The following is a 21,154-nucleotide window of genomic DNA, read 5'->3' on the forward strand; positions in this document are numbered from 1 at the left end:
TGATCACTCGCTTGGTGCGATGGTCTTGAAGGGTGAAATAAAAAGTGTACATTTGTTCTCTTTTTATAACCGATTTTGATTGCTGATGAAAGTATGTATTGCTGAAAAGCCGAGTGTGGCACGTGAAATAGCCGAAGTGCTGGGGGCGAAGAACCGGATGAAAGGGTATATAGAAGGGAATGGTTACCAGATAACCTGGACATTCGGTCATTTATGTACCCTGAAGGAGCCACACGAGTATGCGGAGGAATGGAAGCGTTGGAACCTGAATGCTTTGCCCATGATTCCTCCCCGTTTTGGTATCAAGCTGATCAGCAATCCGAGCTATGAAGAACAATTCCGAATCATCGAGGGACTGATGCAAAATGCCGAGATGGTGATCAATTGTGGGGATGCCGGCCAGGAAGGGGAGTTGATCCAACGTTGGGTCATGCAGAAGGCCGGATGTACATGCCCGGTGTATCGTCTTTGGATTTCTTCTTTGACGGAAGAGTCTATCCGCGATGGATTTCAGAAACTGAAAGAACAGACAGCGTTTGACAGCCTTTATCAGGCGGGTTTATCCCGGGCGATTGGCGATTGGCTGTTGGGCATGAATGCCACCCGCTTATATACGCTGCGTTATGGGCAGAACAAACAGGTGCTTTCCATCGGTCGTGTACAAACGCCCACCCTGGCACTTATTGTAAACAGACAGGCCGAAATCGATCATTTTGTCCCTGAACCCTATTGGGAATTAAAGACGGTCTACCGCCATACCACCTTTTCTTCTACCAAAGGTAAATTCACTCAGAAAGAAGAAGGAGAGAGATTTCTCCAAACAGTGCAGGAGGAGGTGTTTACTGTTACCGATACTACTGAAAAGAAAGGCAAAGAATATGCTCCCCGTTTGTTTGATCTTACCTCTCTGCAGGTGGAATGTAATAAGAAGTTTGGCTTTACGGCCGATGATACATTGAAACTGATTCAGGGCTTGTATGAAAAAAAGGTGACGACTTATCCGCGTGTGGACACGACTTTCCTAAGTGATGATATTTATCCGAAAGTACCTCATACCTTGAAAGGATTGGTTGACTATGCCGATCTGGTAGCTCCTCTTTTACAAGCCAAATTGCCTAAGAGCAAAAAGGTGTTTGATAATGCCAAGGTAACCGATCACCATGCCATTATACCTACCGGCGTGCCTGCCCGTAACCTGTCGGACAACGAACGGAAAGTATACGATCTGGTGACACGCCGTTTTATAGCCGCATTTTATCCGGATTGTGACATCTCGACAACCACAGTATTGGGGAAAGTCGGAAAGGTTGACTTTAAAGTTACCGGTAAACAAATACTAAAACCGGGCTGGCGTATTGTCTTCGGTGCTGAAGAGAAAGACCCTGATGCCGAACCGTCTGAAAATGAAGAGGGCGTATTGCCGGCTTTTACCAAAGGTGAAAGCGGTCCGCATAAACCTCTTCTGAAAGAGACCTGGACACAACCTCCCAAACCCTACACGGAGGCAACCCTGCTTCGTGCGATGGAGACGGCCGGTAAATTGGTGGATAACGATGAATTACGGGATGCCTTGAAAGAAAATGGTATTGGCCGTCCTTCCACCCGGGCAGCAATTATTGAGACTCTTTTTAAGAGGAATTATATTCGTAAACAACGTAAAAACTTGTTTCCCACACCTACAGGCATAGATCTGATTGGCAAGATACAGGAAGAACTATTAAAAAGTGCTGAGTTGACCGGATTGTGGGAAAAGAAATTGCGGCAGATCGAGAAGGGCACTTATGAGGCATCCGTCTTTCTGGAAGAACTCAAACAATTGGTGCAACAGGTTGTCTATAATGTGAAGACGAATCCCTACGGGCATATAAGCAAAGCTGTCAACGAAGTGGCACAACCGCAAACAGTCAAACCTCTTTGTCCTCTTTGTAAAAAAGGGCAGCTCTTGAGAGGTAAGACTGCCTATGGCTGTTCAGAATATAAGAACGGTTGTTCTTTCCGATTAGACTATACCACCTATGGGCAGGGATTATCGGATCAGGAGTTAATAAAAATAATTAACGGACTTGGGGGATAATAGGTCTTATATATCCCCCAGCCTTGGGGTTATCCCAGTTTTTTTAAAGCTTCCGCAAAAGGAATAAACTGGCCTTTTACTACTGTTTGGTTCAAACCGCCCTTTGAATTACTATGGGGTGTAATCCGGGGCTCATCTACTCTTTGCAACCCGTACCTTTTCAGGGATTGTTGCATGTTTACATCTTCTTGCTCTTTTCTCATCTCATTTTCATATTCAGGTTTATACGTGCAACAAAGTTAAATTTATCCTTAATATATTGATTATCTTTGCTCTTAAAAAAGAATAACAAAATATGGAAAATGTTGAATGGTTTCCCCTGGTCAATGAACGTGGAGAGGTAACCGGGAAGGCTACCCGGCAGGAATGCCATAATGGAACTAAGTTGTTACATCCGGTCGTTCATTTACATGTGTTTAATCGGGCAGGGGATCTGTATCTTCAAAAACGCTCGATGAAGAAATGTATTCAGCCGGGCAAATGGGATACAGCTGTCGGAGGACATGTGGATGTTGGAGAAAGTATAGAAGAAGCCCTCTTTCGGGAAGTGCGCGAGGAGTTGGGAATGACCGATTTCGAGCCTCAGTTCCTGACACGTTATGTTTTTGAATCTTCTGTAGAGAAGGAATTGGTGCATACGTATCGTACGGTTTACGAGGGAGAAATAAAACCCGATCCGTCTGAGCTCGATGGCGGACGCTTCTGGACTATTGCGGAGATAGAAGAGAATCTGGGACAGGATATATTTACTCCCAACTTTGAAGAAGAGTATCGACAGGTTCTTCGAAAGGATTAGGAACGAGCAATATTGAAAAAGAAAACCCTACGGAGATCGTTCTCCGTAGGGTTTTTTATATCTATAAATCTATTTATTCAGCCCTCTTTATTTCAACTGACGTGCTCCGTCGCTGATTACAACGGGGTACATTTTGGGTTCGAAGCCGAATTTCGCTTTGTAAGCGGCAAATGCTTTTGCGATGAATGCATCGAAAAGTTCGTCTTTGACTAAGTTGATCGTACAACCACCGAAGCCACCGCCCATGACGCGTGATCCGGTTACGCCACATTCTTTCGCTATGTCGTTGAGGAAGTCGAGCTCTTCGCAGCTTACCTCATACAGTTTGCTCATGCCGTGATGTGTTTCGAACATCTTTTGACCTACTGTTTCGTAATCGTCTTTTTCCAATGCGTCGCACACATCGAGTACGCGTTGTTTTTCTTCAATTACATATTTAGCGCGCATATAGTCTTCTTCACTGATTTCGGCTTTGACGCCTTCCAGCATTTCCAATGTGGCATCGCGCAAAAACTCTACATTCAATTTGGCAGCCACGCGCTCGCAAGATTCCCGACGTTTGTTATACGGAGAGTCCACTAATTCATGTTTGGCCAAAGTGTCTAACAGAACCAATTTATATCCTTTCGGATTGAATGGGAAATATTTGTATTCCAACGAACGGCAATCGAGACGAATCAAACTGCCCTTTTTTCCAAATACGGAAGCAAACTGGTCCATGATACCGCATTTCACTCCCACGTAATTGTGTTCGGTAGATTGGCCAATCTTTGCCAGTTCAAATTTATCTATACCTAACTGAAAGAGTTCATTCAGTGCAAAAGCGTAGGTGCTCTCCAAGGCTGCAGATGAAGACATACCGGCACCCAGAGGCACGTCGCCCGCAAATACCGTATCGAATCCAGCTATTTTACCTCCCCGTTTGATGATCTCCCGGCAAACACCGAAGATGTATTTGGCCCATCCCGCTTTCGGTAGATCACTCTCGTTCAAGCCGAATTCAGCATAATCTTCTAAGTCAACAGAGTATGCACGTACCTTATCTGTTCCATTGAGTTTGATCTCTGCGATCATGCCTTTGTCGATAGCCCCGGGGAATACAAATCCTCCATTATAATCGGTATGCTCACCGATCAGGTTGATACGACCCGGAGAGGCAAAGACGCTGCCTTCGGTATTGAATTTTTCCTGGAATTTAGTTCTAATTTTCTGTTGCATATACTTTTGTGTTTTTGATGTATGATAAAAAGGGAAGAAATTACCCTATACATAAAATGATATATTCGGATAATTTCTTCCTGTATGATTCTATATAACTAATTTATTCTACCGGAATATCTGTATTTACGTTTTTGTTTCCGATCAAAGCGTAATAAAGCAGGTAAATCAAACCGGCTACAATGACCCAATAACTTGTCAGATAACCTGCGCCACCTGTCATGTCAATGATTGCGTTTTGTAACAATGGCAGGATACCTCCCCCACAAACCAATACCATAAAGATACCAGATGCTTTTTCTGTATATTTACCCAATCCTTCTACGGCAAGGTTGAAAATACCACCCCACATAACAGAGGTACATAAACCAACAAGTACAAAGAGTGCAGCGGTTACGGGAACCTCTACCATGCCGAATAATCCGTCAGGAGCATTTTTGAATACAGGCAGGTCGACCATCGAACTTACCGGTGCAAACATACCCCCTAAGGTCAATACCAAACCTAAGCCGGAAGCAACTAACAACATATTTTTAGCAGATACTTTGCTACCGATAGCAGCTCCTAATAAACGACCCACCAACATGAGTAACCAATAAGTAGCCGTAACTGATCCCGCAATGGCTTCAGCTCCACCAGCAGCACCTAATTGCAATACATCCAGGTCCGGGTTTTGTAACCATTTGTTCAATACGTTCGGAACACCTACTTCCACACCTACATATACGAAGATACCGATAGCACCTAATACAAAGTGACGGAAAGATAAAGGGCTGTATTGAGACGCTCCTGAAGCTGCCGCTTGTTGTTCTTTTGATTTTTCAGGGATATTTGTCAATCCGATTACGATGAAGGCAAAAGCAAAGATAGCCAAAGCGGTATACATCAAGGGGAATACGTCGCTGATTTTGGCGTTTGTGATGCTCGGGATTAAGATACCAGTCAGGATGATAACCGCTGTACCGCAAAGAGAGTTGAACGATCCACCGATCTGAATCAACTGATTTCCTTTGTTTCCACCGCCACCCAGGCTGTTCAACATCGGGTTAACCACTGTGTTCAATAGACACATAGAGAAACCGGCAACGAAGGCTCCCAATAGATAAATACCAAAGCTTCCCATAGCACCGGAAAGAGTCTGGATACCGACACCGGCAAAACCAATCGCAATCGCAATCAAGGCAGTCTTTTTGTAACCCAGTTTCTGAAGCATATTACCTGCCGGGTAACCCATTACCGCATAAGCAATAAAGTTGGCAAACACACCCAATGTACCCATCCAGTTGGCTACGTTGAATTGGAACTTTAAGATGTCACCCATCGGTGAAGCTAAGTTTGTCACGAAGGAGATCATACCAAAAAGGAAGATCATCACAATAATAGGAAGAACAAAGTTTTTTTTAGTTGTAGATTCCATTTTTTTTAGAATTTTTTTATGAATTGATAGATTTTATTTTTCCGTAAGAAAAGCATATATCGTTTTGCTTTGGAATACTTCTCCCGGACGCAGTACGGTAGAGGGGTATTCCGGTTTGTTCGGACTGTCCGGGAAATGTTGTGTCTCCAGGCAAAGAGCCGCCCGTTCCGGATAGCGTTGTTTGTTTTTCCCTTCAAAATTACCCGTCATCCAGTTGCCGGTATACAGTTGAACACCGGGTTCGGTCGTATAGGTCTCCATGATAATCCCGGTTTTAGGGGAGGAGCAACGGGCACAGAAAGAGAGTTCGTTTCCTTCTTTATTCAGGATGTAGGTATGGTCATACCCTTTGCCAAAGATAAGCTGTTCAAAGTCATCGTTTATACGTGCGCCTACTTCAAAAGGGGTACGAAAATCCATCGGTGTTCCTTCTACCTTTTCTTTCGGACCGTAAGGAATGGCCGTATTGTCTGTCGGAAGATAATAATCGGCATTGATTTCTAAGATGTGATCGCCGATATACGGGTCTCCGGCACCGGAAAGGTTAAAATACGAATGGTTGGTCAGGTTTAATACCGTCGGTTTGTCGGTCGTCGCCTGGTAAGATATGACAACCTGATTATCCTCCGTTAAATGGTAGGTTAAGGTTGTTTTTAAGTTTCCGGGAAAACCTTCTTCTCCATCCACAGAGGTATAGGTTAATACCACGGTCTGCTCGTCTGTTTGCGTCATATCCCAAACCACGGCATTGAAGCCTTTGAGTCCCCCATGCAAACTGTTGGGACCGTTGTTGATGGCCAACTGATCGTAGGTGATCCCATCGATGGCGAATTTGCCCTGAGCGATGCGATTGCCGTACCGTCCGCAGATAGCTCCGAAGTAAGGTTCTTCTGATTGCATATAGTCTTCTATGGTTTGATGACCGGTCACTACATCGATCCAATTACCGTTTCGGTCGGGAACCATCAGTGAGACGATTTTACCTCCGTAGTTTGTTACCGTAAGTTCACACCCATTTTTGTTTGTTAATACACAGAGAGTTGTCTCTTTGCCGTCTATGAGCTTGTTAAAATCTATAATATGCAAGCCTGACAGACTGCTTTTGTTTTTCATATATTAATTATTTTAGGATCCAAATTGTGTGTAAAAGTACTTACTTCTACGTATTATAATTGGAATCAAAACATGTTATAAAGCATTGTTTTTGCTTTTCTACACTCCGTGAATTCGTTTGTACAGGCTTTTTTTTCCCTGTCTGTGGGAATAATATATCTTTGTGTTTATTTTCAATAACTACATGAGTAAAATGATCTCTTTCCTGCAACAGCCCGCGCCGGTAAATAGAAAACCCTGGATGGTTGTATGCGTGGCATCTCTGCTTGTTTTTTTTCTGTTGGCTATTTTTCAACCGTTTGGTTTGGCGAATCTGAAGGCTGGTTTCAAATGGTTGGCCATAGGTGGTTTCGCCTTGGTGACAGCCCTGGCTACCTCTATGGTCGGATTGGTTTTCCCTCGTTTCTTCCCCACTTTTTATGCCCCCTCTCATTGGACTATAGGAAAGAGCCTGATAAACAATCTGATTCTATTGTTCATTATCGGTTTGGGGAACTTTGTTTGGGATTGGAGTCTGACAAACCGTGCGCCGCATACCTTCTTGTCTGTCGGCTTGAGTTATTTGTTTATCACGGTATTGGTTGGGCTCATTCCGTCTGTTGTCAGTATGTTCATCATTCAAAATGCCGTTTTGAAACAACACCTGAAGGAGGCGCAGGCAATGAATAAAGGATTGATGCAGCGGTTGAACCATACGGAGATGATGCATCCGAAAGAAACCGATCCCCTCCTTTTATCCGGCAATACCAAAGACTGTGTGGAACTTTATCCCGAAGATATTCTTTACCTGGAAGTGTCCGGGAATTATGTAAAGATAAATTACCGACAGGGAGATGTATGTAAACAGAAACAACTGCGGGCAACGATCGGGCAGATGGAAAAAGCACTGGAAGCTTTTCCCTATATTGTCCGTTGCCACCGGGCGTTTATGGTAAATATCCGGCAGGTAATAAATGTAGAAGGTAATTCCCAGGGCTTTCAGTTGAGTTTGTCCTGTCTCAAAGAAGAAGTGCCCGTTTCCCGTACATATACGACGCTTATCCGGGAAAAAATGAATCAGATACGCTGATACATAAAATTGCTGACAATTGTCGGCACAATTGCCGATATACGTCAGCACAATTGCCGATATATGTCAGCACAATTGCCGACAATTGTCAGCAATTTTATTTGTCAGCCTTTTTTGCCTTCTTATCTGTTTAAGTCTGACAATAACAACAGGCATTTTTCTCCACCTGCAAAGAAGAAATCTGCATCGACCGGGCATCCACAATGAAGATGCGGTTGAGCAGGAGTTCCCCCAACCCCGTCAGGTATTTGATGGCTTCGGTTGCCTGTATACTTCCGATAATACCTGCGACCGCTCCCAGAATACCCACATCGGAAGAGACGGCTGCCGTACCTTCTTCGGGTGGGGAGGGGAAGACACAGCGGTAACAGGCACTTCCGGGAATCACGGTCATCACTTCCCCATACATCGCCAATACGGCACCGTGGGAATAGGGTTTTTGCTCCTGCACACAAATATCATTGATCAGGAATTTGGTTGTGTAATTGTCGCAACAGTCTATCACAAAGTCATAAGAACGTACCAGAGCTGCTGCATTCTCCTGGCTGAATTTTTCGGGATACGTATGAAGCCTTATCTCCGGGTTCAGGGCTGTCAGTTTTTCCCTGGCCGAACGGACTTTCTCCTGGCCTACATCGTTTGTATAATGCAGTATCTGGCGTTGCAGGTTGGATACGTCCACCCGGTCGTAGTCTACAATGCCCAGACATCCTACGCCTGCAGCCGCCAGATAAAGAAGCACGGGAGAGCCCAGTCCACCGGCGCCGATCACTAAGACGCTGGATTGGCCGAGCTTCTCCTGACCTTCTTTACCCAGGCCTTCTATCAGTATATTTCTATTGTATCGGTTCATGTTGTCTCAGAGGAGTTAGAGGTGTTAAAGAAGTCCCAGTCTTTCCAGATTACTTCATAGCCTTGTTCTTTTACTGCTTTTAAGACTTCTGCCGGCGAACGATCGTCGTTGATGGTGAACTGTTCCAACTCTTTCTGGTATACCGCATACCCTCCGGGATCCGTTTTGGATCCGGCACTGAGGGAGGTGACGCCCAGGGTGGTCATATGATCCCGGAAGACCTGGTCCTCGCGGGTAGAGAGGGCGATTTCTATATCGTGGTCAAAGAGGCGGTAAGCAAACAGGATCTGTGCCAACTCTTTGTCTGACATGACGACATTCGGTTGAAAGCTATTCCCCTCGTGCGGACGCATACGTGGGAAAGAGATGGAATATTTGGTTTGCCAATAGTGTTTTTGCAGGTAACGCAGATGCAAGGCCATCAGGGTACTGTCGGTACGCCAGTCTTCCAGCCCAATCAATACCCCTAAGCCCATTTTATGTATACCGGCACGTCCCATGCGGTCGAAACTATCCAATCGCCAGTCGAATTTTGATTTCATTCCTTTGGGGTGATACGTCTTGTAACGCTCTTTGTGGTAGGTTTCCTGGTAACAATAAACGGCATGCAGACCTTCCTGTTCCAACTGTTTGTACTCCTCTTCTTTCAGAGGTTGAACTTCGATGGATATAGAGGAGAAGTAAGGCTTGACCAGGCGTATGGCATTTTGAATATAATCGACACCGGCATCCCGAGGGTTCTCACCGGTAACCAACAGGATATGTTGGAAGTCGCCGATCTTTTTAATAGCCTCCACCTCCCGCAGGATTTGTTCGTCGGTCAGAATGATACGCCGGATGTCATTGGCATGGTTGAACCCACAATACACACAATGGTTCATGCAGGAGTTTGTCAGGTATAACGGGATATATAACTGGATCGTTTTACCGAACCGCTGTTGGGTATATTTGCGACTGCGTACCGCCATGGGTTCCAGGTACTGGATGGCAGCCGGTGAGATAAGTGCCATGAAATCGTCAATGCCCAATTTCTCTTTGTCTAATGCCTGTTCTACATCCCGGGCTTTTTTGGCATAAATACGGGAGTGTATATCCTGCCAGTTGTAGTTGTTTATCTCTTCAATGTATTTCATTTTCTTTTATTCGCGATTGAGATTATTGCATGCGTGCATTTCTTTGGTGAGTTTCATGGCGCAGAAATGCGGGCCACACATGGTGCAATGCCCACTTTCCTCATCCAGCTTCCCTGTTTTATAATACTCCAAGGCCCTTTCCGGATCCAGGGAAAGGTTAAACTGATCTTTCCATCGGAAGTCATAACGCGCCTTGCTCAAGGCATTATCCCGTACGTGAGCACCCGGATGTTCTTTGGCCAGGTCGGCTGCGTGAGCCGCAATTTTATAAGACACAACGCCTACGCGCACATCCTCTTTGTCGGGCAGAGCCAGGTGCTCCTTGGGGGTCACGTAACAGATCATCGCCGTACCGTACCGGGCTATTTGAGCCGCTCCGATGGCGGAGGTGATGTGATCGTATCCGGGGGCGATATCGGTGGTCAACGGCCCCAGTGTATAAAAGGGTGCCCCGTGGCAATGATTGACTTGTTCCGTCATATTCGCCCGTATCTTATGCATCGGCACATGCCCTGGACCTTCGATAAGTACCTGTACATGATGTTTCCATGCAATCTTTGTCAATTCGCCCAATACCGATAGTTCGGCAAATTGCGCCGCGTCGTTGGCATCGGCAATGGAGCCGGGACGGAGTCCGTCACCGAGAGAAACGGCTACGTCATATTGTTTCAATAAGAGACAGATATCTTCGAAATGGGTATAAAAAAGGTTTTCTTTCTGATGCAGGCTCATCCAATTGGCAATGATGGAGCCTCCGCGGGAGACAATGCCTGTGATGCGATCTTTTACCAATGGCAGATGTGCCTGCAATAAGCCGGCATGAATGGTGAAATAATCAACTCCCTGTTCGCATTGTTCGATCAGGGTGTCGCGGTATACTTCCCATGTTAGGTCGGCAATCTTTCCATTGACCTTTTCCAGGGTCTGATACAAAGGAACCGTGCCAACGGGTACCGGGGTGTTGCGGATGATCCATTCGCGTGTTTCGTGGATATGATCCCCGGTAGAAAGATCCATCAGGGTGTCGCCTCCCCATTTGCAACTCCATATGGCTTTCTCCACTTCTTCATCGATGCCGGAGGAGAGTGCCGAATTTCCGATGTTGGTATTGATCTTTACCAGGAAGTTGGTGCCGATAATCATTGGCTCGGCCTCCGGATGATTGATATTTGCCGGAATAACTGCCCTGCCGGCGGCTACTTCGCTGCGAACAAACTCCGGAGTGATATAGGTCTCGATACCCAGTTCTTCGTTCTGTTGGTTTTCGCGGATAGAGACATATTCCATTTCCGGGGTAATGATGCCTTGCTGGGCATAATACATTTGGGAGATGGCTTTTCCCGACTTTGCTTTTCTGGGTAGGTTTATTACCGGAAAACGGATGGCATCCAGACTCTTATCGTTCATGCGTTGGTTGCAATACTCCGAACTGAAAGCCGGTAATACCTCCGTGTCTTGTCGTTTTTCAACCCATTCTTCGCGGATGCGTTCCAGCCCTTTGTGTATGTCCACCGTTTTTTCGGTATCGGAATAAGGACCGCTGGTGTCGTATACAAGAACCGGATTGTTCTTTTCCACCTTCTTTTCCCCGTTGTTGATCTGTATGGTATCCACTAATGCGATGGAACGCATGCCCACTTTTATATCGTATAATTTCCCTTTTACATATATTTTGTGTGAAGAGGGATAACTGATTGTAAATTCTTTTTTCATTGTATTGATTGTGTTTAGCGTAAGAATGATGTTAATGGGCTGCTGGCTTCTGCCGTATGGGATTCTCCGGCCAGTTGGGCTTCGAAAGCCATTCGCCCACTCTCTACCGCCAGGCGGAAGGCTTCTGCCATGGCCAAAGGATCTCCTGCGATGGCTATGGCCGTATTGACCAATACGGCATCTGCCCCCAACTCCATGGCTGCTGCTGCATGGGATGGAGCCCCGATGCCGGCATCTACGACCACCGGTATATTGCTTTGTTCAATGATTATCTCCAGAAAGTCGCGCGTACGTAATCCTTTGTTTGTTCCGATGGGAGCTCCTAAAGGCATAACCGTGGCGGCACCTGCCTCTTCCAGCCGCTTGCACAATACAGGATCCGCCTGTATATAAGGTAAAACAACGAATCCGAGTGCAGCCAGTTCTTCGGTTGCTTTCAATGTTTCTACAGGATCGGGCAACAGGTAACGGGGATCGGGATGTATCTCCAGTTTGAGCCAGTTGGTTTCGAATGCTTCCCGTGCCAGTTGAGCCGCGAAGACTGCCTCTTTGGCATTGCGTACGCCCGAGGTATTCGGCAGGAGCTGGATACCTGGTTTTTGAATATGTACCAGCATATCATCTTCTTTGTTCTCCATATCCAGACGTTTCATGGCGACTGTCACCATTTGTGTTTGTGAGGCTGTGATGGCATCACGCATACTTTGGTTCGAACTGAATTTTCCTGTTCCCAGGAAGAGCCGGGAGTCAAATTCTTTTCCGGCTATTTGTAACTTTTTCATGAGCGATACGTATTTATTATATGTATGATTTTTTTTGTTTCTTCTACAGGGTCTGCGGCTGTCAGGATGGAGGAGGAGAGGGCAATACCCGATATGCCTGTTTGAAGGAGCGCGGGGATATCTTCGGCCCTGATCCCTCCAATGGCAAACAAGGGAAGGTGAATGGCGTGTTGGCGGCAGGAGGCAACGATCCGACGATATCCCTCCAGCCCCAAGATAGGACTGAGGTGCTTCTTAGTCGTCGTAAAACGAAAGGGCCCTAGTCCGATATAATCCGCTTTCATGATAACCAGCCGTTGGATATCCTCCCATGTATTGGCTGTTCCTCCGATGATATATCCTTCTCCCAATAGGACACGCGCCTTATCGACAGGCATATCCTGTTTCCCCAGATGCACACCGTCGGCTTTGAGTATTTTACATACCTCTACATGATCGTCAATATATAACTTGGCACCAGCCGACTGGCATAATTTCAAAGCATCCTTGCCGGTAGCTTCGACTTCTTCTGCAGTTGCATCTTTCATGCGTAACTGGATTTCTTTACATCCTCCTTTTAATGCTGTTTCAATGGATTCCAGATAGCTCTGCTTTTCTGTCTGGTGACTGATAAAGAGTAGTCCGTTCATTTTTCTTTGCACTTGTTTACTATTGTTTTCATTCTTTCCAATAAGGATTTTAAGTCTTTGTCTTTGTTGTAATTCCCCCATAATGCTCCCAAGACGGCAACGCCGCCAAAACCATATTCCCTTACCTGAGGGATGTTGTCCGGAGTAATTCCTCCCAAGGCTATCACTTGGCGGTTTATCCATCCCTCCGTTCTGGCTTCGATCAACTGTCTGTCGGTGAATGTTTTCTTGTAGCCCGCTTTAGAGATACTGTCAAAAAGAGGGCTGAGGAAGACATAATGGAAGCGGTCTATACATGACAACTCCTCCAGATTGTGACAGGAACGGCTTAAGGAAGAAACCGGGTTGGGCGGTGGGTATGCATTCCGTCTGTTGAGGTGCACCCCTTTCAAAGGAAATAATGCGGTTAATGGAAAATGGTCATGCAATACAATCCGGTGATAATAAGCCGGGTCAATCTGAATAAGTAATTCTTTTATACTCTGTTCAGTGGCCTGTGGCTTACGCAGGTGTAGACAAGGCAATCCCTCCTGGAAAAGGCAGTTGATCGTTTCCGCTTCTTTTTCCATCCGTTCTTCTTGGGTGATGACAATCAATTCCATCCTTTCATCCTCCCGAAACGGCGTGAATAAGCATTAACTCAAGAGAGTCGGATAAGATTGTTTCCGCCCATTTACTTCGGGGAACCACTTTGTGATCTATGGCTATAGCCATGCCTTGCGGTTTCAACCCTAGATTTTCGATAAATGCAGCCAACGAAGTGTTCTCTTCCACCTCGTATGCTTTGTCATTCAGCTTTACGATCATAATATGTATGTTTGAATACGATTGAATATCTCTTTATTGGGTTCATATAGATATAGAGTATATACCTATCAAGAGATATCCTTCTGAAAGGAGAGAATCATCTGCATCATTCCTACGGCGGCATTATCCGCATCAGGTATAAGGGTTTAATCTCAGCCCATAACGAGCACCCCTTGATAGTACAGGGCCAAAGGTAATTGTTTTTACTTAAAAGAGGTAAGTATACCCGGGAATTTTATGGCAATCATTCTGTTTATTCTTACATTTGTTTCCTTTAAAACACTAAAAAACAAGAATACCATGAATGACAACTGTTTATATTGTAATGACAATCAGGCGCAAAAAGAGTTGATGATAAAAGTGTGTAAACTGGAAAACTCAACGGTTTATCTCTTTAAAGAACAAACCTATAGAGGGCGATGCATTGTTGCTTATAAAGAGCATGCTGTTGAATTATATGCCTTGCAAGGCAAAGCTCTTTTAGATTATATGGAAGATGTGAACAAGGTGGCGAGAGCCATGAATGAAGTATTTAACCCGGTTAAAATAAACTATGGTGCTTATTCCGATAAATTCCCGCATCTGCATATGCACCTGGTGCCTAAATACGTTGATGGTCCCGATTACGGAGGTGTCTTTGTGATGAACCCTCAGAAAGTATACCTCGCGGAAGAGGAATATCAAACAATGGTAGATGCTCTGAAAAATAAATTGTCGCTTTAATAGAATAGTCAAAAAAACAAGAGGCTGTCTCGCAATCGATGTAGGAGACAGCCTCTTGCCGTTTGATTGTCTTTCTTTTTTATCTCTAAAGAAAATATCTTTCCCGACGTTTTTTTATTTCTCTTCGTTCGAAATCAAATACGTACTTCCTTTTTCCGTGTTGAAGTTTACTTCATGGAATGTCTTGTCCATGGATTCCACAGGAGAAGAACGGGCAATGATCTGGCCCTTTTTCTTTACAATCACCGGGAGCTGTGTACGCACGATGCATTTCTCTCCTGCTAATGAACGCAGTGTGGCTTCCTCTAATTGATTATGCTGCCAACGCATATGGATCTCAAAATTCCCCCGCGCCTTTAAACCGGTAATCTCTCCTGTTGCCCATACATCCGGGAGGGCCGGGAGCAATTGAATAAAACCGGCATGACTTTGCATCAGCATTTCTGTGACACCGGCGGTAAAACCGAAATTGCCGTCAATCTGAAAAGGAGGATGCGCATCAAACATATTCCGGTATAGACCTCCTCCCCGTCGTTTCTGTTCCCCAAAGCCAACGGGGTTGAATAGGTTGGTTATTATCTTATACGCACGGTTTCCATCCTGCATGCGCGCCCAGAAGTTGATCTTCCAACCCATAGACCATCCCGAAGCTTCGTCGCCGCGTAGGTTCAATGTCTTTTCAACGGCTTTAAACAACTCCGGTGTTTTGTCCGCCGTGATCTGATCACCCGGATGAAAGCCATAGAGGTGAGAGAGGTGGCGGTGGCGTGGGTCGCTCTCTTCGAAGTCGTACATCCATTCCTGCAATTGTCCCCGTTTGCCAATACGATAGGGTAGAAGAAGGCTGAGTTTCTCTTCCAACTCCTCCCGGAGATCTTTGTCTCTGTCGAGTATAACCGAGGCCTGGATGGTGCGTGAAAATGTTTCTTTGATAATGGCCATATCCATGGTGGGGCCCATACTCAGGGCTGCCCGTTCGCCTTTCTCTGTCAGGAATGTATTCTCCGGAGAGATACCTGCCGGGGTGACCAGGTGTCCTTCTCCGTCATCGATCAGCCAGTCTGCATAAAATGCAGCCGCTCCTTTCAGTATCGGATAGGCCTCCTTTTGTAAAAACTCTTTGTCGCCCGTATAGAGGTAATGCTCCCAAAGATGACTGCTTAGCCAACCTTGCACCATAGGCCAAAAAGAAGCCGTAGGCACATTGTCGTTCGGCAGTGACTCGCGCCAGATAGATGTGTTGTGATGGCCGACCCACCCCCTGCGATTATACATGGTGCGGGCGGTCTCCGCTCCGGTGACCGAGAGTTCTTTGATTAAATGGAACAACGGTTCATGACACTCCGCCAATTGCGTTGGCTCTGCCATCCAATAATTCATCTCGGTGTTGATGTTCATTGTATACCCGCTGTTCCAGGGCGGAGTTACATCTTTGTTCCATAAGCCTTGCAGGTTTAAAGGTTGTCCTCCCGGACGCGAACCGCTTATCATCAGGTAACGTCCGAACTGATACAATAAGGCGGCCAGATCCGGATCGGCTTGCTGGGCAAACTGGGTAATGCGTTCATCGGTTGGTTTCTTTAATTGTTCCTCCTCGGAAGGCAGTGTCAGTGATACCCGGTCGAATAATTCTTTGTAATCCTTTGTATGTCGTTCTTTTAACTTCGGGTAGCTACGTGTCTCTGCCTTTGAAAGTATTTCGGTCGCTTTGACTGCAGGGTCGATACCTTCCCGGCTCGGGCTTTTGTCGTATCCGTTGAAACTGGTAGCCAATGCCATAACGAGGTATACCTCCTGGGTGTTGTAAATGCGCAATCCGGATTCGGTCGTTTCATATTCCCCTTTTCCCGGAAATACCGGTTTCAGTTGTGCTTCGAACAACATACCTTTATTCTCTATCTCTTCACCGTATAATACCCGTTTGTCAAATTTGCGGTTTCCCTCTTTGTCGTATAATTCGGGATGTTTGTATTGGTCTCCCCAGGCTTCTATTTGCTCAAATGTTCTTCGTTCGACATAACCGGGAGCTTGTCCTTGCAATACCAACAGATTATCCTGTACCTCCTGTCTGGCAGTCGGATGGGGCGAGGTGAACTGAAGGGAGATATCTATTCCGTCTGCCCGATCGCTTGTGATGCGCATGACAATGACATTGTCCGGATTAGAGGCAAATACCTCTCTTTTGTATTTTATGCCGTTTTGGGTAAACTCGGTATTGGCAATCGCCTGAGAGAGGTTGAGGTCTCTCTTATAGGCTGTGATTTCTCCTTCTTTATTATTCGTAATAAAGAGATCACCCAAAGGCTGGTAGTACTGATGCAACCGTCCCAACCAGTTCTTGCATACAATCTCATTGGCTGCCACATACTCTTTCTTCTTTAACAGATCTACTACCCGTTCAAAAGTCTCCGGAGTCACTTTCACCTCTTTGAAGACATCTGCGGGTTCTCCGCTATACAAGGTGTTTTCATTCAGGGAGAGTTGTTCTTTCTCCGCTCCGCCAAAGACCATCGCTCCGGCATGTCCGTTGCCGATGGGCAATGCCTCGTCCCAGTTCGCTGCCGGTTGGTTATACCACAATGTCAGTTCTTTTTTCTTCTCACGGGGTTGACAACTTAGGAGTAAAAATAAATGAAGAAAGAGGAATAGTTGAAATTTCATAAGGTAAATAGATATAATAGATATGATAAAGTGGAGTAAAGATATAGGAATTATTCCATACCGTATATACATACGGGCTTTTTTATAACTTATCCCGAAGCTCCTAAGTGAAATAAATCAGGGCAGAGCAACAATTAAATGCCCTTATTTCCGTTCACATTGCATGTGCTTTCAAGAATGAAATACTCTTTACATCTATGAGTTTATTGTTGTATCTGTTTTTTGGACTCTTCTCCCTTGTTTTGTGCATCGGTCTGATCGGTTTATTGCTTCCGCGTGAAAGGGTGGTTACGCGTCAGTCCCGCTTTTCGTCCTGCCCGGAAAAGGTGTATAAATTGGTCACAAATAATGAAGAATATGCCTATCGCTCGGATGTACAGGAGGTGCGTATACTGGAAAGGAAGGGCGATTTTGAGGTATGGGAAGAAGTGGCTCTGCGCGGAAATGTGATGCTTTTCCGTACGAAAGAGAAGATCCCTTACACATTCTATTCTTTGAGTATGGAAGGAAACCTGTTTACCGGTTATTGGACGGCAACCTTTAAAGAAACAGAAGAGGGAGGAACCCTTTTTACCGCCACAGAATATATACGTATAAAAAACCCCTACTTAAAAGTATTGTCTTACCCCTTTTTCGATATCGGCAAATTTATGGAGAGTTATCAGGATGATCTGCGAAGCCAATTGGGAGAGAAACGTGAGATCTTCCCCTGATCGCTTATGATATGGATTCAAAAGGCTGAAAGGAGATAGGTTCTATTCTGAATGGAAATACTATCTTTGTGTTTTATAGAGTCAAATCGAATCATCTAACAAAGAGTTTGTCATGGAAAATAAAGTTTTAGGCATCGAAATATCAACTTTTTGTAGGAGAAGGGAAAAGTGAAAAAAATGAATAAGAAATGCTTCTTTCTGTTTTTCTTTTGCCTGTCTTTCTCTTTCCTGTACGCACAGGAAAATACCTATCCGACGGCAGAAAGGCTTTTTCATATTGAACGTAGCAAAAACAAGAATTTGGTTTGTTATGATGTCAATATTGTTGAGGGACGTTTGGAAAGTAAAAATCCATTATATATATATTGGGTCAACCGGGAAGAGAAACCGGGTGAAAAGAAAGCCTTGAGTATGATACAGAAAAAGCTCGCTTATGGTTATAAGTTGTTGAAGCAAGGCGAAGAGCATTGTGAAATCACCTTGAGTGCCTATCCCGACAGAAGCATGACGATCCAAAAAATAAATCAGAAATATGTTTGTCTAATACCCATCAACGGTCAACCAGCCATCCTCCATTCTCTTTATGTAAAATCCAAAGAAAGTAATTCCTTAAGCGTTGAGTATGTAGAACTTTACGGCACATCGCTTCAAACGCAACAACCCGTTTCGGAACGTGTAAAGCAATAGTTTTTGCATAAACAATCCGTTCAGTCAATAAACACCCCTCTAAACCTACAGAGTAATGAAAAAAATAAATAACCGGGTTTTCCTTTATAGCGGATTATTTCTGTTATTTATTGCATTTCTTGTCCGCTGGTTGGAGTGTCCCGGTTGGCTTTTTATTTCCCTGTTCGTAGCAGCAATTCTATTGAAAGCTGTCTTTCTATTCCATACTTTCCGTACCAAAGGATGTAAGCTGAGTTTATGGTTGGGGCTGATCCTGGCGGGAGTCATTCTGATTTTTATCTCCATCCTATTCAAGACCCTTTTCCCTGTGCCCTTCTTGCGGAATCTCCTTTTTTATACTGCTATCCTCTTGAAAGTGACAGGTCTGATCCTGATGTTGGTATCAAAAAAGGCTGATTGATATTTCATCTGTTCCCCCAGTGTCGAATGGCTGGTGGCTTGGTCATTTACTTCTTTCCACAAAGCTATATCATCGTAATCGTTTCCAGGATAATTCTATTGCCGATGGGCATCGGCAATATAGACGAAGCTGTTCAGCAATATTGACGAACATGTTCAGCAATATTGCCGATGCCCATCGGCAACAGAATTATCCCCTGATAGATGAGGCTGTTTTTTTCTCTTGTTGGGGTGTATGGGCGTCATTTTTTTGAAACTCAATAGGGGGAAAGCCAGTGAATTGTTTATTATATTTGTAGGCGAGTTGTGCAACAGGCACAAGCGGTTTGCTGTAATGCGGGGTGTATGCCCGCAGAAAGTCCTGTCGGACTTTCAAGCGTTCACACCCGCACGAACATTCGTGAAACCCTGCACTACAGCAAGCCGCCGGACGTCAAACTGTCTAAAAACCTTACTTTCTCATACCAAAAAGCTTGTCGGTCTCCTTCATGAAAATGAATTTTCTTTTCGGATTACGCTCACCTTTCACTATATTTGCACACTTGGGAAAAAAGTGTTTATGAATCAAAAATACCCTTCTGTTTTATTGGAAAATGCGGTCAATGAGTTAGCCTCTTTGCCGGGTATCGGGCGCAAGACGGCTCTTCGGTTGGCTCTTTATATGCTTCGCCGGGATGCAAGTTATACGGAAACCTTTTCGTCGGCTTTATTAAAGCTTCGGCGGGAGGTGAAATATTGCAAGGTCTGTCATAATATCTGTGACCAGGATGTGTGCACGATCTGTGCCAGCCCGCATCGCGATCATTCCCTGGTCTGTGTCGTGGAGAGTATCAAGGAGGTAATGGCTATTGAAAATACGGGACAGTTTAACGGTGTTTATCATGTATTGGGCGGACGCATTTCTCCTATAGAAGGCATAGGGCCTGGTGATTTGACCATTGACAGCCTGATAGAGCGTGTGGAACGTGGCGAGGTAAAAGAAGTATTGCTTGCCTTGAGTACAACGATGGATGGAGATACAACCAATTTTTTTATTTACCGAAGATTGGCGAAATATGACATGCAGGTGAGTGTGATTGCCCGCGGTGTCTCTATCGGGGATGAGATTGAATATGCCGATGAAGTGACTTTAGGGCGTTCGATAATCAACCGGACCCGGTTCTCTGATTCATTAAAAATGTGAAGAATAACTTATGGAGGATGTAAAACTTTCTATTGTCATTGTAAATTACAATGTTAAATATTTTCTGGAACAATGTCTTTCTTCTGTTCGGGCGGCAACAATAGGAATTGATGCCGAAATATTTGTGGTGGATAACCATTCAACCGATGGTTCGATGGATTATCTGAAGCCGAAGTTCGAAGAGGTGCATTTTATCGAGAATTTGCATAATCCGGGATTCGCTATTGCCAATAACCAGGCGTTGCAACAATGTAAGGGACAGTATGTCCTATTATTGAATCCGGATACGGTTATTGGTGAGGACAGTTTACGGTCTCTTTGTTTTTTTATGGATGAACATCCTGACGCCGGAAGCATAGGGGTGAAGATGATGGATGGGCATGGTGTTTTCTTGCCGGAGAGCAAACGCTCTTTTCCAACGCCCTGGGTCTCTTTTTGTAAATTGTTCGGTCTCTCGTCCTTTTTTCCTTATTCTCCTTTTTTGGCTCGTTATAGTTTGCTTTACCTGGATAAAGAGAAGCAGCATAAGATAGATGTCCTGTCCGGTGCTTTTATGTTTATCCGGCGGGAGGCCTTGGATAAAGTAGGGCTGTTGGATGAATCCTTCTTTATGTATGGGGAAGATATTGATTTGTCCTATCGGATTAAATTGGGAGGGTATAAAAATTATTATTTGCCTGAACGTATATTGCATTATAAAGGAGAATCGACAAAACATGGCGATATGAAGTATTTCAAAGCTTTTTATGGTGCTATGCTTATCTTTTATAAAAAATATTATGCCCGCTCAGGCTGGCTTATGGGGGGGCTTGTGCGCTTGGCTATTGCACTGAAAACCTTGATGGCGGCATTGTTTGGTACGTCTAAATCAAAAAAGAAAAAAACGAAACATTCCCGTTTACTGGTTCTCTGCCGGGAAGAACATTTTGAAAAGATAAAAAAAATATGTGTCGGGCGAATGCCGGAATTGGAGTTTGTGAACCTTTGGGATTTGGATACGGAGCGGGTGATGGATGCTATTTGCAGGCGTAATCAGATGAAAGGGTTTACGGACTATGTCTTTTGCTATCCGGATGCCCGCTATGAACAAATGCTTCTGTTTATGGATAAGATGGTAAATAAAAAAGCCTCTTTTCATATTTATACCGTGGAGAGTAATCAATTGGTATCGCCGGGAAAGTAAG

21 protein-coding genes and 1 riboswitch are annotated in these 21,154 nt (G+C 44.8%); of the genes, 9 read left to right on the forward strand and 12 right to left on the reverse strand.

The genetic code is table 11. The features are described 5' to 3' along the window. Nucleotides 1–85: 85 nt before the first annotated feature. Entirely contained in the window at nt 86–2,074 is a 1,989-nt protein-coding gene (locus D0T51_RS02500; protein WP_163724712.1) for a DNA topoisomerase 3, read from the forward strand. A gap of 29 nt (nt 2,075–2,103) precedes the next feature. On the opposite strand, the gene D0T51_RS02505 is transcribed toward D0T51_RS02500, so the two are convergent. Further along, nucleotides 2,104–2,277, reverse strand: a complete 174-nt coding sequence (locus tag D0T51_RS02505) for a hypothetical protein (RefSeq protein WP_163724715.1) — start codon at nt 2,275–2,277, stop codon at nt 2,104–2,106. A gap of 92 nt (nt 2,278–2,369) precedes the next feature. On the opposite strand from D0T51_RS02505, the gene D0T51_RS02510 reads away from it, so the two are divergent. After that, the gene (locus D0T51_RS02510) at nt 2,370–2,870 is read left to right on the forward strand and encodes an NUDIX domain-containing protein (RefSeq protein ID WP_163724718.1); all 501 of its coding nucleotides are present in this window, start codon (nt 2,370–2,372) and stop codon (nt 2,868–2,870) included. Between the two features lie 87 nt (nt 2,871–2,957). Here D0T51_RS02510 and galK read toward each other — a convergent pair whose 3' ends face one another. From galK to D0T51_RS02525, 3 genes are all read right to left on the reverse strand, one after another. Beyond that, a complete protein-coding gene (gene galK / locus D0T51_RS02515; protein WP_163724721.1) occupies nt 2,958–4,088 on the reverse strand; it encodes a galactokinase in 1,131 nt (376 codons plus the stop codon). Between the two features lie 103 nt (nt 4,089–4,191). Further along, the gene (locus D0T51_RS02520; RefSeq protein ID WP_163724724.1) at nt 4,192–5,505 is read right to left on the reverse strand and encodes an MFS transporter; all 1,314 of its coding nucleotides are present in this window, start codon (nt 5,503–5,505) and stop codon (nt 4,192–4,194) included. A gap of 33 nt (nt 5,506–5,538) precedes the next feature. Further along, entirely contained in the window at nt 5,539–6,618 is a 1,080-nt protein-coding gene (locus D0T51_RS02525) for an aldose epimerase family protein (protein WP_163724727.1), read from the reverse strand. A 184-nt stretch (nt 6,619–6,802) separates the two neighbouring features. Between D0T51_RS02525 and D0T51_RS02530 the strand changes: the two genes are divergently transcribed. Next, nucleotides 6,803–7,687 carry a LytTR family DNA-binding domain-containing protein gene (locus D0T51_RS02530; protein ID WP_163724730.1) on the forward strand — a complete coding sequence of 295 codons (885 nt, stop codon included), beginning with the start codon at nt 6,803–6,805 and terminating at the stop codon, nt 7,685–7,687. 130 nt (nt 7,688–7,817) lie between these two features. Here the strand turns inward: D0T51_RS02530 and D0T51_RS02535 are convergent, their stop codons facing one another. Genes D0T51_RS02535 through thiS form a run of 7 tightly spaced genes read right to left on the reverse strand, consistent with a single transcriptional unit; the run spans nt 7,818 to nt 13,604 of the window. After that, the gene (locus D0T51_RS02535; protein WP_163724733.1) at nt 7,818–8,540 is read right to left on the reverse strand and encodes a HesA/MoeB/ThiF family protein; all 723 of its coding nucleotides are present in this window, start codon (nt 8,538–8,540) and stop codon (nt 7,818–7,820) included. Further along, complete coding sequence (gene thiH / locus D0T51_RS02540; protein ID WP_163724736.1) at nt 8,537–9,673, reverse strand: 2-iminoacetate synthase ThiH; 1,137 nt, start codon at nt 9,671–9,673, stop codon at nt 8,537–8,539. Before thiH ends, D0T51_RS02535 begins: the two co-directional genes overlap by 4 nt. Nucleotides 9,674–9,679: 6 nt before the next feature. Next, nucleotides 9,680–11,386 carry a phosphomethylpyrimidine synthase ThiC gene (thiC, locus tag D0T51_RS02545; RefSeq protein WP_163724739.1) on the reverse strand — a complete coding sequence of 569 codons (1,707 nt, stop codon included), beginning with the start codon at nt 11,384–11,386 and terminating at the stop codon, nt 9,680–9,682. Nucleotides 11,387–11,400: 14 nt separating this feature from the next. Next, nucleotides 11,401–12,168, reverse strand: a complete 768-nt coding sequence (locus D0T51_RS02550; protein ID WP_163724741.1) for a thiazole synthase — start codon at nt 12,166–12,168, stop codon at nt 11,401–11,403. Next, nucleotides 12,165–12,797, reverse strand: a complete 633-nt coding sequence (locus tag D0T51_RS02555) for a thiamine phosphate synthase (protein ID WP_163724744.1) — start codon at nt 12,795–12,797, stop codon at nt 12,165–12,167. The genes D0T51_RS02550 and D0T51_RS02555 overlap by 4 nt, the downstream gene beginning before the upstream one ends. Beyond that, a complete protein-coding gene (locus D0T51_RS02560) occupies nt 12,794–13,399 on the reverse strand; it encodes a thiamine phosphate synthase (RefSeq protein ID WP_163724747.1) in 606 nt (201 codons plus the stop codon). Before D0T51_RS02560 ends, D0T51_RS02555 begins: the two co-directional genes overlap by 4 nt. Before the next feature lie 4 nt (nt 13,400–13,403). Continuing rightward, the gene (gene thiS, locus D0T51_RS02565; protein WP_163724750.1) at nt 13,404–13,604 is read right to left on the reverse strand and encodes a sulfur carrier protein ThiS; all 201 of its coding nucleotides are present in this window, start codon (nt 13,602–13,604) and stop codon (nt 13,404–13,406) included. A 92-nt stretch (nt 13,605–13,696) separates the two neighbouring features. After that, nucleotides 13,697–13,788: riboswitch (TPP riboswitch) on the reverse strand. A gap of 116 nt (nt 13,789–13,904) precedes the next feature. Here thiS and D0T51_RS02570 point away from each other — a divergent pair. Further along, nucleotides 13,905–14,327: an HIT family protein gene (locus D0T51_RS02570; protein WP_239056646.1), complete on the forward strand. Its 423-nt coding sequence runs from the start codon at nt 13,905–13,907 to the stop codon at nt 14,325–14,327. A 114-nt stretch (nt 14,328–14,441) separates the two neighbouring features. Here the strand turns inward: D0T51_RS02570 and D0T51_RS02575 are convergent, their stop codons facing one another. Further along, a complete protein-coding gene (locus D0T51_RS02575; RefSeq protein WP_163724757.1) occupies nt 14,442–16,988 on the reverse strand; it encodes a glycoside hydrolase N-terminal domain-containing protein in 2,547 nt (848 codons plus the stop codon). A 197-nt stretch (nt 16,989–17,185) separates the two neighbouring features. Here D0T51_RS02575 and D0T51_RS02580 point away from each other — a divergent pair, with 197 nt between their 5' ends. The 5 genes from D0T51_RS02580 to D0T51_RS02600 all read left to right on the forward strand — a co-directional run bounded on the left by D0T51_RS02580 (nt 17,186) and on the right by D0T51_RS02600 (nt 21,153). Next, nucleotides 17,186–17,701 carry a hypothetical protein gene (locus D0T51_RS02580; RefSeq protein ID WP_163724759.1) on the forward strand — a complete coding sequence of 172 codons (516 nt, stop codon included), beginning with the start codon at nt 17,186–17,188 and terminating at the stop codon, nt 17,699–17,701. A gap of 177 nt (nt 17,702–17,878) precedes the next feature. Then, the gene (locus tag D0T51_RS02585) at nt 17,879–18,388 is read left to right on the forward strand and encodes a DUF4833 domain-containing protein (RefSeq protein WP_163724762.1); all 510 of its coding nucleotides are present in this window, start codon (nt 17,879–17,881) and stop codon (nt 18,386–18,388) included. Between the two features lie 55 nt (nt 18,389–18,443). Beyond that, nucleotides 18,444–18,788: a hypothetical protein gene (locus D0T51_RS02590; RefSeq protein WP_163724764.1), complete on the forward strand. Its 345-nt coding sequence runs from the start codon at nt 18,444–18,446 to the stop codon at nt 18,786–18,788. A gap of 558 nt (nt 18,789–19,346) precedes the next feature. Next, nucleotides 19,347–19,970 carry a recombination mediator RecR gene (gene recR, locus D0T51_RS02595; protein WP_163724767.1) on the forward strand — a complete coding sequence of 208 codons (624 nt, stop codon included), beginning with the start codon at nt 19,347–19,349 and terminating at the stop codon, nt 19,968–19,970. Between the two features lie 10 nt (nt 19,971–19,980). Further along, entirely contained in the window at nt 19,981–21,153 is a 1,173-nt protein-coding gene (locus D0T51_RS02600) for a glycosyltransferase family 2 protein (protein WP_163724768.1), read from the forward strand. Nucleotide 21,154: the final 1 nt, after the last annotated feature.

The organism is Parabacteroides sp. 52, assembly GCF_010500925.1.
Classification (GTDB): domain Bacteria; phylum Bacteroidota; class Bacteroidia; order Bacteroidales; family Tannerellaceae; genus QVMG01.

What these genes read in the sequence shown, in the direction of transcription:
- D0T51_RS02500 (WP_163724712.1), top strand. Translation starts at nt 86, where the DNA reads ATGAAAGTATGTATTGCTGAAAAGCCGAGTGTGGCACGTGAAATAGCC.
- D0T51_RS02505 (WP_163724715.1), bottom strand. Translation starts at nt 2,277, where the DNA reads ATGAGAAAAGAGCAAGAAGATGTAAACATGCAACAATCCCTGAAAAGG.
- D0T51_RS02510 (WP_163724718.1), top strand. Translation starts at nt 2,370, where the DNA reads ATGGAAAATGTTGAATGGTTTCCCCTGGTCAATGAACGTGGAGAGGTA.
- galK (WP_163724721.1), bottom strand. Translation starts at nt 4,088, where the DNA reads ATGCAACAGAAAATTAGAACTAAATTCCAGGAAAAATTCAATACCGAA.
- D0T51_RS02520 (WP_163724724.1), bottom strand. Translation starts at nt 5,505, where the DNA reads ATGGAATCTACAACTAAAAAAAACTTTGTTCTTCCTATTATTGTGATG.
- D0T51_RS02525 (WP_163724727.1), bottom strand. Translation starts at nt 6,618, where the DNA reads ATGAAAAACAAAAGCAGTCTGTCAGGCTTGCATATTATAGATTTTAAC.
- D0T51_RS02530 (WP_163724730.1), top strand. Translation starts at nt 6,803, where the DNA reads ATGAGTAAAATGATCTCTTTCCTGCAACAGCCCGCGCCGGTAAATAGA.
- D0T51_RS02535 (WP_163724733.1), bottom strand. Translation starts at nt 8,540, where the DNA reads ATGAACCGATACAATAGAAATATACTGATAGAAGGCCTGGGTAAAGAA.
- thiH (WP_163724736.1), bottom strand. Translation starts at nt 9,673, where the DNA reads ATGAAATACATTGAAGAGATAAACAACTACAACTGGCAGGATATACAC.
- thiC (WP_163724739.1), bottom strand. Translation starts at nt 11,386, where the DNA reads ATGAAAAAAGAATTTACAATCAGTTATCCCTCTTCACACAAAATATAT.
- D0T51_RS02550 (WP_163724741.1), bottom strand. Translation starts at nt 12,168, where the DNA reads ATGAAAAAGTTACAAATAGCCGGAAAAGAATTTGACTCCCGGCTCTTC.
- D0T51_RS02555 (WP_163724744.1), bottom strand. Translation starts at nt 12,797, where the DNA reads ATGAACGGACTACTCTTTATCAGTCACCAGACAGAAAAGCAGAGCTAT.
- D0T51_RS02560 (WP_163724747.1), bottom strand. Translation starts at nt 13,399, where the DNA reads ATGGAATTGATTGTCATCACCCAAGAAGAACGGATGGAAAAAGAAGCG.
- thiS (WP_163724750.1), bottom strand. Translation starts at nt 13,604, where the DNA reads ATGATCGTAAAGCTGAATGACAAAGCATACGAGGTGGAAGAGAACACT.
- D0T51_RS02570 (WP_239056646.1), top strand. Translation starts at nt 13,905, where the DNA reads ATGAATGACAACTGTTTATATTGTAATGACAATCAGGCGCAAAAAGAG.
- D0T51_RS02575 (WP_163724757.1), bottom strand. Translation starts at nt 16,988, where the DNA reads ATGAAATTTCAACTATTCCTCTTTCTTCATTTATTTTTACTCCTAAGT.
- D0T51_RS02580 (WP_163724759.1), top strand. Translation starts at nt 17,186, where the DNA reads ATGAGTTTATTGTTGTATCTGTTTTTTGGACTCTTCTCCCTTGTTTTG.
- D0T51_RS02585 (WP_163724762.1), top strand. Translation starts at nt 17,879, where the DNA reads ATGAATAAGAAATGCTTCTTTCTGTTTTTCTTTTGCCTGTCTTTCTCT.
- D0T51_RS02590 (WP_163724764.1), top strand. Translation starts at nt 18,444, where the DNA reads ATGAAAAAAATAAATAACCGGGTTTTCCTTTATAGCGGATTATTTCTG.
- recR (WP_163724767.1), top strand. Translation starts at nt 19,347, where the DNA reads ATGAATCAAAAATACCCTTCTGTTTTATTGGAAAATGCGGTCAATGAG.
- D0T51_RS02600 (WP_163724768.1), top strand. Translation starts at nt 19,981, where the DNA reads ATGGAGGATGTAAAACTTTCTATTGTCATTGTAAATTACAATGTTAAA.